Source organism: Ferrimonas kyonanensis DSM 18153 (genome assembly GCF_000425405.1).
GTDB lineage: Bacteria > Pseudomonadota > Gammaproteobacteria > Enterobacterales > Shewanellaceae > Ferrimonas > Ferrimonas kyonanensis.
Genome location: NZ_AUDJ01000023.1, coordinates 57,402 through 71,851 on the forward strand (window position 1 = coordinate 57,402; position 14,450 = coordinate 71,851).

General features: G+C 58.2%; 12 protein-coding genes. All 12 read left to right on the top strand.

Annotation, left to right across the window (positions count from 1 at the left end; translation table 11 throughout):
- Positions 1–72: 72 nt before the first annotated feature.
- The 12 genes from serC (at position 73) to H598_RS0109090 (ending at position 14,407) form a co-directional block, all read left to right on the top strand.
- The gene (serC, locus tag H598_RS0109035) at positions 73–1,137 is read left to right on the top strand and encodes a 3-phosphoserine/phosphohydroxythreonine transaminase (protein ID WP_028112735.1); all 1,065 of its coding nucleotides are present in this window, start codon (positions 73–75) and stop codon (positions 1,135–1,137) included.
- Positions 1,138–1,175: 38 nt separating this feature from the next.
- Positions 1,176–2,252: a histidinol-phosphate transaminase gene (gene hisC / locus H598_RS0109040; protein WP_211227281.1), complete on the top strand. Its 1,077-nt coding sequence runs from the start codon at positions 1,176–1,178 to the stop codon at positions 2,250–2,252.
- 61 nt (positions 2,253–2,313) lie between these two features.
- Positions 2,314–3,594, top strand: coding sequence for a 3-phosphoshikimate 1-carboxyvinyltransferase (gene aroA, locus H598_RS0109045; protein WP_028112737.1), 1,281 nt, complete (start codon positions 2,314–2,316; stop codon positions 3,592–3,594).
- 247 nt (positions 3,595–3,841) lie between these two features.
- The gene (gene cmk / locus H598_RS0109050; RefSeq protein ID WP_028112738.1) at positions 3,842–4,525 is read left to right on the top strand and encodes a (d)CMP kinase; all 684 of its coding nucleotides are present in this window, start codon (positions 3,842–3,844) and stop codon (positions 4,523–4,525) included.
- A 120-nt stretch (positions 4,526–4,645) separates the two neighbouring features.
- Positions 4,646–6,313, top strand: a complete 1,668-nt coding sequence (gene rpsA, locus H598_RS0109055) for a 30S ribosomal protein S1 (RefSeq protein ID WP_035415754.1) — start codon at positions 4,646–4,648, stop codon at positions 6,311–6,313.
- A gap of 66 nt (positions 6,314–6,379) precedes the next feature.
- Entirely contained in the window at positions 6,380–6,667 is a 288-nt protein-coding gene (ihfB, locus tag H598_RS0109060; protein ID WP_028112740.1) for an integration host factor subunit beta, read from the top strand.
- A gap of 142 nt (positions 6,668–6,809) precedes the next feature.
- Positions 6,810–7,097: a LapA family protein gene (locus tag H598_RS0109065; RefSeq protein WP_028112741.1), complete on the top strand. Its 288-nt coding sequence runs from the start codon at positions 6,810–6,812 to the stop codon at positions 7,095–7,097.
- Positions 7,090–8,247, top strand: a complete 1,158-nt coding sequence (gene lapB / locus H598_RS0109070) for a lipopolysaccharide assembly protein LapB (protein ID WP_028112742.1) — start codon at positions 7,090–7,092, stop codon at positions 8,245–8,247. The genes H598_RS0109065 and lapB overlap by 8 nt, the downstream gene beginning before the upstream one ends.
- Before the next feature lie 437 nt (positions 8,248–8,684).
- A complete protein-coding gene (gene pyrF, locus H598_RS0109075) occupies positions 8,685–9,383 on the top strand; it encodes an orotidine-5'-phosphate decarboxylase (protein ID WP_028112743.1) in 699 nt (232 codons plus the stop codon).
- A 241-nt stretch (positions 9,384–9,624) separates the two neighbouring features.
- A complete protein-coding gene (locus tag H598_RS0109080) occupies positions 9,625–10,479 on the top strand; it encodes a beta-keto acid cleavage family enzyme (RefSeq protein WP_028112744.1) in 855 nt (284 codons plus the stop codon).
- A gap of 231 nt (positions 10,480–10,710) precedes the next feature.
- On the top strand, positions 10,711–12,273 hold the full coding sequence (locus H598_RS0109085) for a long-chain-fatty-acid--CoA ligase (RefSeq protein ID WP_028112745.1): 1,563 nt from the start codon (positions 10,711–10,713) through the stop codon (positions 12,271–12,273).
- 322 nt (positions 12,274–12,595) lie between these two features.
- A complete protein-coding gene (locus H598_RS0109090) occupies positions 12,596–14,407 on the top strand; it encodes an AMP-dependent synthetase/ligase (RefSeq protein ID WP_035415742.1) in 1,812 nt (603 codons plus the stop codon).
- The last annotated feature ends 43 nt before the right edge of the window (positions 14,408–14,450 follow it).

A 14,450-nucleotide genomic window follows, 5' to 3' on the forward strand; every position in this document is an offset into this window, starting at 1 on the left:
CGATTATTTTTCATCGCGCTGGCGTCCATGTTGGTGTTAAATGGCTGTTTTAGCAGTTAGGGATTGAGAACAATGACCGTATACAACTTCTGCGCCGGTCCGGCGATGTTACCCACTGATGTGATGGCTAAGGCTCAGGCCGAGTTGCTGGATTTTCAGGGGTTGGGGGTATCGGTTATGGAGCTCAGTCACCGTTCGTCATCCTTTATGGCGGTGGCCGAAGCCGCCGAGGCCAACCTGCGCCAGCTGATGAACATCGGCGACGACTACGCAGTGTTGTTTACCCATGGCGGTGCCCGGGCTCATTTCTCTGCCATTCCCCAGAACCTGGTGGCCGCCGGTGCCAAGGTGGATTACCTCATCAGTGGCCAGTGGTCTGCCGGGGCGGCCAAAGAAGCGGCCAAGTACGCCAGCGTCAACGCCATCGACCTGCGCGACGGCGGTGGCCTGGATCTCAGCCGCCTCAGCCAGGCCGGCGAGGGCGAGTACCTGCATTATTGCCCTAATGAAACCGTCGACGGGGTGGCGATGTTCGATGAGCCGGTCACCGATAAGCCACTGATCGCCGATTACTCCTCCTGCATTCTCGGGCGCCATATCGATGTCAGTAAATACGGCCTGATCTACGCCGGTGCCCAGAAAAACATCGGTCCGGCGGGGCTGGCGATCGTGATCGTGCGCCGGGACTTGCTCGGTGAGGGGCAGCCGCAGTTGCCGTCGATCCTCAACTACCGGTTGCTGGATGACAACGGCTCCATGTACAACACCCCGCCAACGTTTGCCTGGTACCTGGCCGGGGAGGTGTTTAAGTGGCTGCAGCACCAGGGCGGTGTCGACGCCATGGCCGAGGTGAACCGGGCCAAGGCAGCCCTGCTGTATGATTTTATTGACAGCAGCGGCTTCTACCAAAACCGGGTTCAGCCGAGCCATCGCAGTGAGATGAATGTACCTTTCCAATTGACCGATGCCAGCCTGGACGGCGCGTTTCTTGCCCAGGCGGAGCAGGCCGGATTGATGGCGTTGAAAGGGCACCGCAGTGTGGGCGGTATGCGGGCCAGCATCTACAATGCCATGCCACTGGAGGGCGTCCAGGCCCTGGTCGACTTTATGAAGCAGTTTGAAAGCGACAACCGATAACTACAAGGGAGAACGTTTTGTCACTTGATCTATTATCTATGGCCAACCCCGGTGTGGATGGCCTGATGCCCTATCAGCCAGGCAAGCCCACCGAGGAGCTGGAGCGGGAACTGGGGATTGGCGACATCGTCAAGCTGGCGTCCAACGAGAACCCGTTGGGCCTGAGCCCCAAGGCGCGTCAGGCCATCGAGGCCGCCACCGCCGAGTTGTGCCGTTACCCGGATGCCAACGGGTTCTACCTGAAACAGAAGCTGGCGCAAAAACTTCACTGCAGCAGTGACCAGATCACCCTGGGTAACGGTTCCAATGAGGTGCTGGAGATTCTGTTCCGCACCTTCGTCGGCGCCGAGGATGAGGTGATCTTCGATGCCCATGCCTTTATCGTCTATCAGTTGCTGACTCAGTCCTGCGGCGCCACCGCCGTCAAGACCGCGGCCAAAGAGTGGGGCCACGATCTGGAGGCGATGCTGGCGGCGATTACCGAGCGCACCAAGCTGATTTGCATCGCCAACCCCAACAATCCGACCGGCACCTTCCTGGCGCCGCAGCAACTGGCTGAGTTTATGGCCCGAGTGCCGGAGCGGGTGCTGGTGGTATTGGATGAGGCCTATTACGAGTATCTGAAGGCCGACCAGCGCGCCGACAGCATCGGTTGGCTGGCCCAGTATCCGAACCTGATGGTCAGTCGTACCTTCTCTAAGGCCTACGGTCTGGCCGGACTGCGGGTCGGCTACCTGGTGGCGTCCAGCGCCATCACCGATCTGTTGAACCGGGTGCGGGAGCCGTTCAATAACAACTCGCTGGCCCTGGCGGCGGCCGAGGCGGTGCTGGATGATGGCGAATACCTGGCCGCAGGCATCGCCCTCAATGAGCGTGAGATGGCTCGGTTGCAAGGCTATTTTGACCAGCGCGGCATTCGTTACATTCCCAGTGTCGCCAACTTCATTACCATCGAAGTGGGCGCCGCCGGTGAGATTTATGAGGCTCTGCTGAAAAAAGGGGTGATAGTGCGCCCCATTGCGGGGTATGGTATGCCTTCTCACCTGCGTGTCAGCATCGGTCTGGAGTCTGAAAACTCCCGATTTATGGACGCGTTGGATGAGATACTGGCCTAAATGAATTGAACGTTTGAAAAGGGGCCGCTGCGGCCCCTTTTTATTGTGGGGAAGAAGAGTCATGGAGCAGTTACGCCTAGAGCCAATTTCACGTGTCGGGGGAGTGATTCAGCTGCCCGGGTCCAAGAGCATTTCAAACCGCGCCTTGCTGTTGGCCACCATCGCCAGCGGCCGCACCCGGTTAACCAACCTGCTGGACTCCGACGATATCCGTCATATGTTGACCGCCCTGGATCAACTGGGCGTGAGCTATGACTATTGCAAACAGCAAGCCACCATCGAAGTCGAGGGCCTGGGAGGCCGATTGGCGCGCGGGCAGGTGGCGGAGCTGTATCTGGGTAACGCCGGAACCGCCATGAGACCGTTGGCGGCGGCGCTGGCCATCGGCAGCGGCGAATTCGTGCTGACCGGCGAACCGCGGATGAAGGAGCGGCCCATCGGTCACCTGATTGATGCGCTGCAGCCCCTGGGCGCCAACATCGAGTACCTAGAAAACCCCGGCTATCCGCCGCTGAAGATCAGCGCCGGCGACCTGAGCGGTGGCCGGGTCAGCATCGATGGCTCCATCTCGTCGCAGTTTTTAACCGCGCTGTTGATGGTGGCTCCGCTGCTCGGCAGTGATCTGACCATCGAGGTTAAGGGCGAGCTGGTGTCTAAGCCCTACATCGACATCACCCTGGGGATGATGGCCCGCTTTGGGGTGACGGTGGAAAACCGTGACTACCGTGAGTTTGTGATTGCCGCCGACCAGCACTACGTCAGTCCGGGGGATTACCTGGTCGAAGGCGATGCCAGCTCGGCATCCTACTTCCTGGCAGCGGCGGCCATCGGCGGAGGCAGCATCGAGGTGCGGGGCGTCGGTACCGACAGCCTGCAGGGGGACAAGCATTTTGCCGACGTACTGGAAGCCATGGGCGCCAGGGTGGAGTGGGGTAAGGATTTCATTCGTTGCAGCAAGGGCGATCTGAACGGCGTGGACATGGACATGAACGCCATCCCGGATGCGGCCATGACCATCGCCACCACGGCCCTGTTTGCCAACGGCCCCACCACCATTCGCAACATCTACAACTGGCGGGTCAAGGAGACCGACCGCTTGACCGCCATGGCCACCGAGCTGCGCAAAGTGGGCGCGGTGGTGGAGGAGGGCGAAGACTACATTCGCATCGAGCCGGCGGCCGAATTGCGTCACGCCGACATCGAGACCTACAACGACCATCGCATCGCCATGTGCTTCTCAATGTTGGCGGTGGGGGGACAGAGCGTGACCATTCTGGATCCCGGCTGTACTGCCAAGACCTTCCCCGATTACTTCGAACGCTTGGCGTCGGTGAGCCAGTAGTTACCTCCAATTAGGGAGCCGCAGTCGCCGGCTCCCTTGACTACACTCTATTACCTGCCGTGGCTGCCGGGCAGTGGTGGCGCTTTAAGGCGAGCCAGCCTGGATCACTGTTCTGGTATTGCTGTGGCAGCGGCCCGGATCCCGTTTCTATAAAGGCTTACTTTAGCTGGGGAATCTGTATAATAGGCGCGCTTTCGCGGAGCCGGTTTCGTGAAGCGACCGAATAGAACGACAATTGGAGAGTACCATGCCTGGACAGGCCCCTGTGATTACCATTGATGGACCAAGCGGCGTAGGCAAAGGCACGGTGTGCCACCTGCTGGCAGAGAAACTGGGCTGGCACTTGCTGGACTCCGGCGCCATCTATCGGGTGCTGGCGCTGGCCGCACTGCATCACAATATTGAACTCGACAATGAAGAGGGCCTGGCCCTGACCGCGGCGCACCTGGATGTGGTGTTCAGCCCGGATGACAACGGTGGCATCAAGGTGGTGCTGGAAGGCGAGGTCGTCAGCCGCGAGATCCGCACTCAGGAGTGCGCCAATGCCGCGTCAAAAGTGGCCGCGTTTCCCCGGGTACGGGAGGCGTTATTGCGTCGCCAGCGCGCGTTTCGGGTGGCCCCGGGGCTGATTGCCGATGGCCGCGACATGGGAACAGTGGTGTTCCCCGATGCAGACGCTAAGCTTTATATGACTGCCAGTGCCGAAGAGCGTGCGCGCCGTAGGTACTTACAGTTGAAGGAGAAAGGCTTAGGTGGTAGTATTGACCGCCTTTTGGCGGAGATACGTGAGCGCGATGAGCGCGATGCCAACCGTAAGGTGGCTCCCATGAAGCCCGCCGAAGATGCGTTACTTATTGACACGACAGAGCTGACTATTGATCAAGTTGTTGATCATGCATTACGCTTTGTCGTTGAAAAACTTGGCCAATAATGGCTTTGAAAAACTTAGCTAATTCTGGCTAAGAGGTGCCAGCTTCACGGATGAGGCAGGCTTTAGACAACTACCCCATGTCCAGGATGGCCATGGATGACTAATGAAATTAACTTAAACATGACTGAATCTTTTGCTCAACTGTTTGAAGAATCCCTAAAGGATCTGGAAACTCGTCCTGGTGCCATCGTTAAAGGTACCGTTGTTGCTATCGAGAACGGCATCGTTCTGGTTGACGCTGGCCTGAAATCTGAGTCCGCTATCCCAGCCGAGCAGTTCAAGAACGCCAAAGGCGAGCTGGAAATCAGCGTTGGCGAATCTGTTGACGTAGCTCTGGATGCCGTAGAAGACGGCTTCGGTGAAACTCAACTGTCTCGTGAGAAAGCGAAGCGTCACGAAGCTTGGCTGCGTCTTGAGAAGGCTTACGAAGACGAAGAAACTGTTACCGGTATCATTAACGGTAAAGTTAAAGGCGGCTTCACTGTTGAACTGGAAGGCATCCGTGCGTTCCTGCCAGGTTCTCTGGTTGACGTACGTCCAGTACGTGACACCACTCACCTGGAAGGCAAAGAGCTGGAATTCAAGGTAATCAAGCTGGACCAGAAGCGCAACAACGTTGTTGTTTCCCGTCGTGCGGTTATCGAATCTGAAAACAGCGTTGAGCGTGAACAGCTTCTGGCTAACCTGCAGGAAGGTCAAGAAGTTAAAGGTATCGTTAAGAACCTGACCGACTACGGCGCGTTCGTAGATCTGGGCGGCGTTGACGGCCTGCTGCACATCACCGATATGGCTTGGAAGCGCGTTAAGCACCCAAGTGAAATCGTAAACGTTGGTGACGAAATCAACGTTAAGGTTCTGAAGTTCGATCGTGAGCGTACTCGCGTATCTCTGGGCCTGAAGCAGCTGGGTGAAGATCCATGGGTTGCTATCGCTGGTCGCTACCCAGAAGGCACTAAGCTGACTGGTCGCGTAACCAACCTGACTGACTACGGTTGCTTCGTTGAAATCGAAGAAGGCGTTGAAGGTCTGGTACACGTTTCTGAAATGGATTGGACCAACAAGAACATCCACCCATCCAAGGTTGTTAGCCTGGGTGACAACGTGGAAGTTATGGTTCTGGACATCGACGAAGAGCGTCGCCGCATCTCCCTGGGTCTGAAGCAGTGCAAAGCTAACCCATGGGATGAGTTCGCAGCCAACTTCAACAAGAACGACAAAGTTACCGGTAAGATTAAGTCTATCACTGACTTCGGTATCTTCATCGGTCTGGAAGGCGGCATCGACGGTCTGGTTCACCTGTCCGACATCTCCTGGAACGTAGCTGGCGAAGAAGCTGTTCGCGACTACAAGAAAGGCGAAGAGATCTCTGCAGTTGTACTGTCTGTTGATCCTGAGCGCGAGCGTATCAGCCTGGGCGTTAAGCAGATCGAAGAAGATCCGTTTAACAAGTACCTGTCTGATAACAAAAAAGGTGCTATTGTTACTGGTACCATCACTGCAGTTGACGCCAAAGGCGCAACCGTAGAGCTGGGTGAGAGCGTTGAAGGTTACATCCGTGTAGCTGATATCTCTCGCGATCGCATCGAAGACGCATCTACCGTGCTGAATGCCGGTGAAGAAGTTGAAGCCAAGTTCATGGGCGTTGACCGCAAGAACCGTACCGTTAGCCTGTCTATCCGCGCGAAAGACGAAGCTGACGAGAAGGAAGCGATTGACACTCTGAACCAGCGTGAAGAAGCTACCTTCTCCAGCGCTATGGCAGAAGCGTTCAAAGCTGCTAAACAATAATCGCCTGTTGTATGGGGAGCGCGTCTCCCCATTAGGCGACTGTAATTGGCTTGTAGGAGAGCGAGGATGACGAAATCCGAACTTATCGAAAGATTGGCCAGTAAACAGTCGCACCTATCCGGAAAAGAAGTGGAAGGTGCAATTAAAGAGATGCTGGAGCAGATGGCAACCACCCTGGAGCAAGGCGATCGCATTGAGATTCGCGGCTTCGGGAGCTTTTCTCTCCATTATCGGGCTCCACGGACTGGCCGTAACCCCAAAACTGGGGATGCGGTTGAGCTGACTGGCAAGTACGTACCTCATTTCAAACCGGGTAAGGAGTTACGCGAACGCGTAAACAGTAACCTAGGTTGATTGATTGAAAGCCCTCGCATCTGCGAGGGCTTTTTGTATCTGCCGTAATCGTCCCTGCCGGGGCGAGACCAGATCGTGCTGGTCATATATTTCTTTTTATTAGATAATCTTTCTAATTCCATGACGCTCTAAAGGAGCCATTGTGAAAGCCTTGCTTATCACTGCCTTGGTGGCTGTTTTTTTTCTGGTTGCTATGGCCTTTGGCGCCCGTAACGATCAGCTGGTGACACTGAACTACTTCATTGCCCGCGGTGAATTTTCTCTGCCGATGGTTATGGCGGTGACCTTCTTCGGTGGTTTTTTGGTCAGCTGGCTGATCACCATGTTGCTGATGGTGCGGCAGCGTTTCAAGCTCAACCGAATGACCGCCAAGAACCAACAGCTGGAAAAGCGCCTTGCTGAGCTAGAGTCTATCGATACTGATGCTTGAACTGGTATTTCTTCTGTTGCCCATTGCCGCCGCGTATGGCTGGTACATGGGCCAGCGCAGTGCTGGTCAGTCAGAGCGTAAGAAAGCTCAGGTATTTTCCAAAAACTATTTCGAAGGCCTGAACTTCCTGTTGTCGGATCAACCGGACAAGGCGGTGGATCTGTTCATCGAGCTGTTGCAGGTGGACGAAGAGACCTTTGAAACCCACCTGTCCCTCGGCAACCTGTTCCGCAAACGCGGTGAGGTCGACCGCTCCATCCGCATTCATCAAAACCTCATCGCCCGGCCGCACCTATTGCCGGAGCAGCGTGACGCCGCCATGATGGAGTTGGGCAAAGACTACCTGGCCGCCGGACTGTACGACCGCGCCGAGGACCTGTTCCTGAAGCTGATCAAAGAGCCGGATCACAGCGAAGACGCCGAGCGTCAGTTGCTGCACATCTACCAGGCCACCAAGGAGTGGTGGAAGGCGATCAAGGTGGCCCGCAAGTTTGGCCGGGTCAGCCGCAAGGAGCTCAAGCCCATCGTTGCCCACTACTACTGCGAATTGGCCCAGCTGGCCAGCGATACTGCGGAGCAGTGTAAGTTGCTGGACAAGGCGCTGTCGACGGACAGCCACTGTGTGCGGGCGATGATTGCCAAGGTGCCGCTGCTTAAGGAGCAGGATACCGCCGGGGCGCTGAAAGTAGTGAACCAGATTGCCGCTACCGCGCCGGAGATGATGCCGGAAGTGCTGGACCAGGCGGAGGCGATTTACGCCGCCCTTGATTTGGACGATCAATTTATGACGTTGCTGCACTCCATTTTGGAGCGCGATGGTAACGTCAGTTGCCTGCTGAAGTTGGTGGATCGCACCGCCGAAAACGTCGGCCCGCAGGAGGCGGAGGCGTTGCTGCTGGATCAACTCAAGCGCCAGCCCACCATGCGAGGTTTTCATCACCTGATGAAGCTGCAACTGGACCAGCTGCAACTGGGCCAGGGGCGGGAGCGGGTAGACCTGCTGTCGAAGCTGGTGGAAGCCCAGATTAAACTGCGCCCCATCTACCGCTGTCACCGCTGCGGCTTTCCTTCACACAGCCTGTACTGGCACTGTCCCTCCTGCAAAAGCTGGGGCGAAGGCAAGCGCATTCGCGGTTTGGACGGCGAATGAACGGGGCGTGTTAAACTTTGCTGATTATTATTGCGCAGCATCTGACCATTGTTGTATCAGGATGTTGGGTGTTCGCTCTAAATGAGCTAGAAATTTAGCTGATATGAGCGCCCTACGGGGCCGGACTGACGACAACCACTCGACGTCGTTCGATTTTGACGTAGAACCACTATGCCTACAATCGAACTTCTTGATTGGTTGCCGTCATCCTTGGCCAAATTCTAAACACCAAAGATAAACACGCCCCAGGGCCTGTTGAACGTTACTGAATATTTTTGCGCCAAGGTTTGCGTGCTGCAAAACCTAGGCGCTCAGAGATTGCTTAAGGTGAGAGCGTGTTAGAAGAGTTTCGTCGCGCCCTACGGGACCAAATTCTCATCAGCAAAGCTCAACAGCCCCTAATACAATAACTATTACCCTACAACCTGGAGACATTGATGCAAGTGAACCCTAAGGTACTCGTTGCTCTGGATTTTAATAACATCGACGACGCATTGGCGTTTGTAGACAGCATTGACGCCGAACAGTGCCGGCTAAAAGTGGGTAAAGAGCTGTTTACCTCCTTTGGTCCGCAGTTTGTCAGCCAGCTGGTTGAGCGCGGCTTCGACGTATTTCTGGACCTTAAGTTTCACGACATTCCCAATACGGTGGCCAAAGCGGTGACCGCCGCCGCCGAGCTGGGGGTGTGGATGGTGAATGTGCATGCCGCCGGAGGCAGCCGCATGATGCGTGCCGCCGCCGAGGCACTGGCCCCCTATGGCGATAAAGCGCCGCTGCTGATTGCCGTGACCATGCTGACCAGCATGGAGGAGTCTGAACTGGCTGAACTGGGGGTCAACCGCAGCGCCGAGGAGCATGTGCTGGCGCTGGCTAAACTGGCCAAAGCCAGTGGCCTGGATGGCGTCGTCTGCTCGGCTCAGGAAGCGACGCGCCTGAAGGCGGAGCTGGGGCAGGCGTTTTGCCTGGTGACCCCGGGCATTCGCCCCGAGGGCAGCGACAAAGGGGATCAAAAACGGGTGATGACGCCGGCTAAAGCGGTTGCAGCCGGCAGTGATTACCTGGTGATTGGTCGTCCCATTACCCAGTCTGCGGATCCCGGCCAGGCCCTGTTGGCGATTAATGCCAGCTTGAACTGAGGGTAGCGAACCCCGAAAGAGGGAGCCTAAGGGCTCCCTTTTTTTGTGCCGGTTTAGTGCGACCAGCCCCCTTCGCGGTTCCAAACCGGTGGTAACCCTTGCTGATGAGATGTCCGGTCATCACTAAGGCGGCCACCACCGACAGGGAGGATGAGGCCGTTGACGCTTCGATGGGTGAACAGCACTTGCGCTCCCAAGCAAGCGCTTGGTATCTTGAGGGCAATTAACAAGGAGACGTGTCATGTCCGACAAGGTAGTGATTACCTGCGCCCTCACCGGGGTGCTGACCGATCCCGGCCAGCACCCGGTGCCGGTGACGGTGAATGAGATGGCCGAGGAAGCCCGCCAGGCGTTTGAAGCGGGGGCCAGTGTTATGCACATCCATTTTCGGCGCCAGGAGCCGGGAAAAGGTCACCTGCCAAGCTGGGAACCCGAGGTGGCCTGTGCCATCGCCGACGCCATTCGCCAGGCCTGTCCAGGGGTGATTCTGAACTTCTCCACCGGTACCATCAGCCGCGATCAGCAGGGGCCTTTGGCGTGCATCCGTGCCGGCCGGCCTGAGATCGCCGCTTGTAACGCCGGTAGCCTCAACTACCTCAAAACCCGTCGTGATGGCCGCTGGGCCTGGGCGCCGATGGTGTTTGAAAACCCGGTGGAAAAGATCGAGGAACTGCTCGAGGTGTGTCAGCAGCATCAGGTTCGGCCCGAGTTCGAGTGTTTCGATCTGGGCATTGTCCGCTCGGTGGGGATGTTTGAAGACGTGGGCATGATCGATAGCGCCAACTACAATCTGGTGCTGGGGGTGGCGTCGGGAATGCCCGCCGATGCCGAATTGTTGCCACTGCTGCATAAGTACATGAAACCCGGTGCCTTGTGGCAGTCGACGGTGATTGGTCGCCAGGAGATCTGGGACGTTCACCGCGCCACGGCAGAGATGGGCGGACAGCTTCGAACCGGTCTGGAGGATACCTTCTATCTGCCCAGTGGCGAACGGGCCAGGGGCAATGGCGATTTGATTGCCGCCATGGCCGGACTCGCGGAGCAGGCGGGGCGGCAGGTGGCGTCGCCGGACGAGGCTCGGGCGCTGTTCCTGTGAGTAGGGGCCCAGCCACAGCATCGACGGGTACACAGTGCAGAACGCGAGGCGCTGGCAAGGTAGGCGCCGTTTAGGAGTCAAGGTAACCGCCGGGGCAATGGGGCGCCGTTTTACCCCGCCTCGGGCCGATGATGGCAATAGCAAATGGACATCGACCTCGGAGGGGAATAGGCCGACTTTAGCCGTAGCGGTTACGTTTCCGTCCCGTGGCATTCGACTATGGAGACAAGGATGCAATTAACCCAGATGATCAAGCGAGCGGCGCAGATTCAGCCTAATGGGACGGCGACAATTTACGGTGAACGTCACCACAGTTGGCAGCAGTTGCAGCAACGGGTGGCCCGCCTGGCGGCGGTGCTGCAGGCCAGCGGCGTGTCAGAAGGCGACCGGGTGGCGGTACTGGCGCTGAACAGCGATCGCTATTACGAGTATTTCTTTGCCGTCGCCTGGGCTGGGGCGGTGTTGGTACCGCTTAACATTCGCTGGTCGATAAAGGAGAACGTCTATTCGCTGCAAGACTCCGGCGCCGCCGTGCTGGTGGTGGACGATTCCTTTGCCGCTGCGGCAGAGCAGGTCCGCCATCAGGTGGACGCTCTGCATACCTGCCTGTACATCGGTGACAAGGCTACACCGGCGGGAATGATCAACAGCGAACAGGCCCTGGCAACCACATCGGCCATCGACGACCAGTGCCGGGGCAAAGAGCAGTTGGCGGGGATCTATTACACCGGTGGCACCACCGGTTTCCCCAAGGGGGTGATGCTGTCGCACAATAACCTGTGGGTTTCGAGCGTGTCTGCGGCGCTGGGATTGGAGATGAATCAACCCGGAATGAGGTACCTGCATGCGGCGCCGATGTTTCATGCCGCCGACATCGCCATGTCCTATGCCAGCACCATCTGCGGTGCCACCCAGGTGTTCATTCCGGCCTTTGCCTGCCAGCCGCTGGTGGCGGCCATCGCCGCCCACCAAATCACCCACACCCTGTTGGTGCCAACCATGATCACCATGTTGCTGAGCAGTGGCGAGTTGCAGGGTGCCGACATCAGCAGCCTGCAATCGGTCGTCTATGGCGCTTCACCCATGCCGGAAGGCACCCTGCGCCAGGCGATGGCGCAGATGCCCAAGGTGGCCTTTATGCAGGCCTACGGCCAGACTGAACTGGCGCCCATCGCCACCATTTTGCCTTCGGAGTACCACGTACTGGAGGGCCCAAAGGCGGGTAAAATCCGCTCCGCCGGACGGGCCGGTGTCTGTGTCGAGGTGGAGGTGGTGGATCCGCTGCATCGCCCTTGCGCGGTGGGGACGGTGGGTGAAGTGCGGGTTCGCGGTGGCAACACCATGATGGGCTACTGGAATAAGCCCACAGAGAGCGAGGCGGTGATGATTGACGGCTGGATTCTTACCGGGGACGCCGGATACCTGGATCAAGACGGCTTCCTGTTCCTGGTGGATAGGGTTAAAGATATGATTGTCACCGGCGGAGAAAACGTCTATTCGGCGGAGGTGGAGAGTGCCTTGTCCCGCCACGACGCCGTCAGCGAAGTGGTGGTGATAGGCATTCCCAGTGAGCAGTGGGGGGAACAGGTGCACGCCATCGTTCGGCTGCAGGACGGCCAGACGGTGTCGGAAGCGGCGCTGATCGCCTTCTGTCAGCAGCAGATTGCGCACTATAAATCGCCCCGCTCGGTGGAGTTTCGAAGCGATCCCTTTCCCATGACCGGTGCCGGCAAATTGCGAAAAGCGGATCTGCGTGCGCCGTACTGGCAGGGGCATCGACGCCGAGTGAACTGAGCCTGGCCCGGGCGCGGCTGTGGTGCCGTCGGTGATGATCCTGAGGGCAGGGTTGTGTCGGCGCCTCGACCAGGTTGGCTTGCCGCCGCAGACCGCGCCGAACCGGCCTCGATTGCCGTGTTTGGACCGCGCTGGCCAGAGGTTCTGTGTTGGTCAGCGCTTAGGCCGATTGCGCAGCGACGCCGCCGATGGCGGCCATATTGTGTGCGATGGCAGCAATCGACCGGCTCGAATGTGATCTGGATCGGTTCTCGGTCCAGATGGGGTGGGCTTCGGCGCCGACATTACTTAGCATTCCTGTACTCACCAAATGGGACAGATTATGCCTACTTCATTGAATCCTTTTCACTTATCCCGCCTGATCCAGAAACAGATTGCCGAGCGACCCAACGAGCCGGTACTGCAATATCAGCATCAGACCCAGTGGCGGACCCTGACCTGGTCCGAGCTGGCCAAACAGGTCAATCAACTGGCGTGTTCTCTGCTGGAACTGGGGGTGGGGATTCAGGATCGCATCGGCATCTTCAGTGCCAACAGTCTGGCCTGGGTGCAAACGGATCTGGCGCTGCTGCAACTGCGGGCCGTCAGCGTGCCCATCTACTCCACCAACACCGAAGAGCAGACCGGCTACATTGTCAACGATGCCGGCATCAGCATTTTGTTTGTGGGGGATCAGGAGCAGTACCACAAAGCCCTGGCGGTGGCGGTCGATTGCCCAACCCTGACCACAGTTGTGGCCATGAGCGACGCCATCGAGGTGGATCCCGCCGCCACTTCGCTCAAGGTCCTGACTCTGTCCGAGCTGTTTACCGATGCCCATCTGCAGCACCTCAATACCCTGCGTACCCTGCAGCAGAACCCGGAGTTGGAGGAGCTGTTTACCCTGATCTATACCTCAGGCACCACTGGCGAGCCGAAAGGGGTAATGCTCAATCACCGCAACTTTGCCGCGCTGGTGCAGCAGCACCAACTGGTGGTGCCGGTGAAGCCCGGTACCCTGTCGCTGTCGTTCCTGCCTCTGTCCCACGTCTATGAGCGAGGCTGGAGCCTGTACATTCTGTGCTGCGGTGGCTGTAATGCCTACCTCAACGACCCGGCGGCGGTACAGCAGGCGCTGGTGGAGGTCAAACCCGAAGTGATGTGCGCAGTACCGCGCCTGTTTGAAAAGGTGCACGGTGCGGTAATGGGGAAGGTGCAGAGTGCACCTTGGCACAAACGGTTGATCTTCGCCTGGTCGCTGCGCCAGGGCCGACGTCAGTTCCAGGCCGATCAGGCCGGACGCAAGCGCGCCAGCATCTCAGCCTGGTACCTGCGCCTGGCTGATAAGTTGGTGCTGAGCAAACTGCGCGAGGCTCTGGGGGGCAACCTGAAGTTTATGTCGGCCGGCGGGGCGCGGTTGGATGATAAGGTCAACGCCTTCTTCCAGCACATCGGCATTCCGGTACTGGCCGGTTACGGCGCCACCGAAACCACCGCCACCGCCACCTGCAACCGCCTGGATCGCATCGCCACCTCCGGGGTGGGGCTGCCACTGCCGGATCTGCAGCTGCGCATCGGTGAGAACGATGAGGTGCTGGTAAAAGCCGACACCGTGATGGCGGGCTATTACAATCGCCCAGAGGACACCAAGGCGGCGTTTGTGGATGGCTGGTACAAGACCGGCGATGCCGGCTACCTCGACAACGACGGCTTCCTGCACATTACCGATCGCATCAAAGAGCTGATGAAAACGTCCAACGGCAAGTACATCGCGCCGCAGCGGGTCGAGGGCGTGGTGACCCTGGAACCCATGGTGGAGCAGGTGGCGATCATTGCCGACAGCCGCAACTTCGTGTCGGCGCTGATTGTGCCTAACTTCGAGCTGCTCACCGAGTGGGCCACCGCCCAGGGGCTGTCTTTTGGCAGCGATCATGAACTGGTTAGCCTGCCCGAGGCGCAAGCGGAGATCCAGCAGCGCATCGACGCCCTGCAGACCGATCTGGCCCGCTACGAGCGGGTTAAACAGATCTGCCTGTTGCCGCGGCCGTTCAGCATGGATAAGGGCGAGCTGACGCCTACCCTGAAGCTGCGCCGTAAGGTGATTAGCGAGGTGTTTGCCAAAGAGATCGAGGCGATGTACCACCGTAAGCATTGATCACGGCTTGAGACAACGCCCCCGCCGGTGACAACCGGCGGGG

Bases quoted from the DNA above. Each gene is read 5' to 3' on its own strand.
- serC (WP_028112735.1), top strand. From the start codon at position 73: ATGACCGTATACAACTTCTGCGCCGGTCCGGCGATGTTACCCACTGAT.
- hisC (WP_211227281.1), top strand. From the start codon at position 1,176: ATGGCCAACCCCGGTGTGGATGGCCTGATGCCCTATCAGCCAGGCAAG.
- aroA (WP_028112737.1), top strand. From the start codon at position 2,314: ATGGAGCAGTTACGCCTAGAGCCAATTTCACGTGTCGGGGGAGTGATT.
- cmk (WP_028112738.1), top strand. From the start codon at position 3,842: ATGCCTGGACAGGCCCCTGTGATTACCATTGATGGACCAAGCGGCGTA.
- rpsA (WP_035415754.1), top strand. From the start codon at position 4,646: ATGACTGAATCTTTTGCTCAACTGTTTGAAGAATCCCTAAAGGATCTG.
- ihfB (WP_028112740.1), top strand. From the start codon at position 6,380: ATGACGAAATCCGAACTTATCGAAAGATTGGCCAGTAAACAGTCGCAC.
- lapB (WP_028112742.1), top strand. From the start codon at position 7,090: ATGCTTGAACTGGTATTTCTTCTGTTGCCCATTGCCGCCGCGTATGGC.
- pyrF (WP_028112743.1), top strand. From the start codon at position 8,685: ATGCAAGTGAACCCTAAGGTACTCGTTGCTCTGGATTTTAATAACATC.
- H598_RS0109080 (WP_028112744.1), top strand. From the start codon at position 9,625: ATGTCCGACAAGGTAGTGATTACCTGCGCCCTCACCGGGGTGCTGACC.
- H598_RS0109085 (WP_028112745.1), top strand. From the start codon at position 10,711: ATGCAATTAACCCAGATGATCAAGCGAGCGGCGCAGATTCAGCCTAAT.
- H598_RS0109090 (WP_035415742.1), top strand. From the start codon at position 12,596: ATGCCTACTTCATTGAATCCTTTTCACTTATCCCGCCTGATCCAGAAA.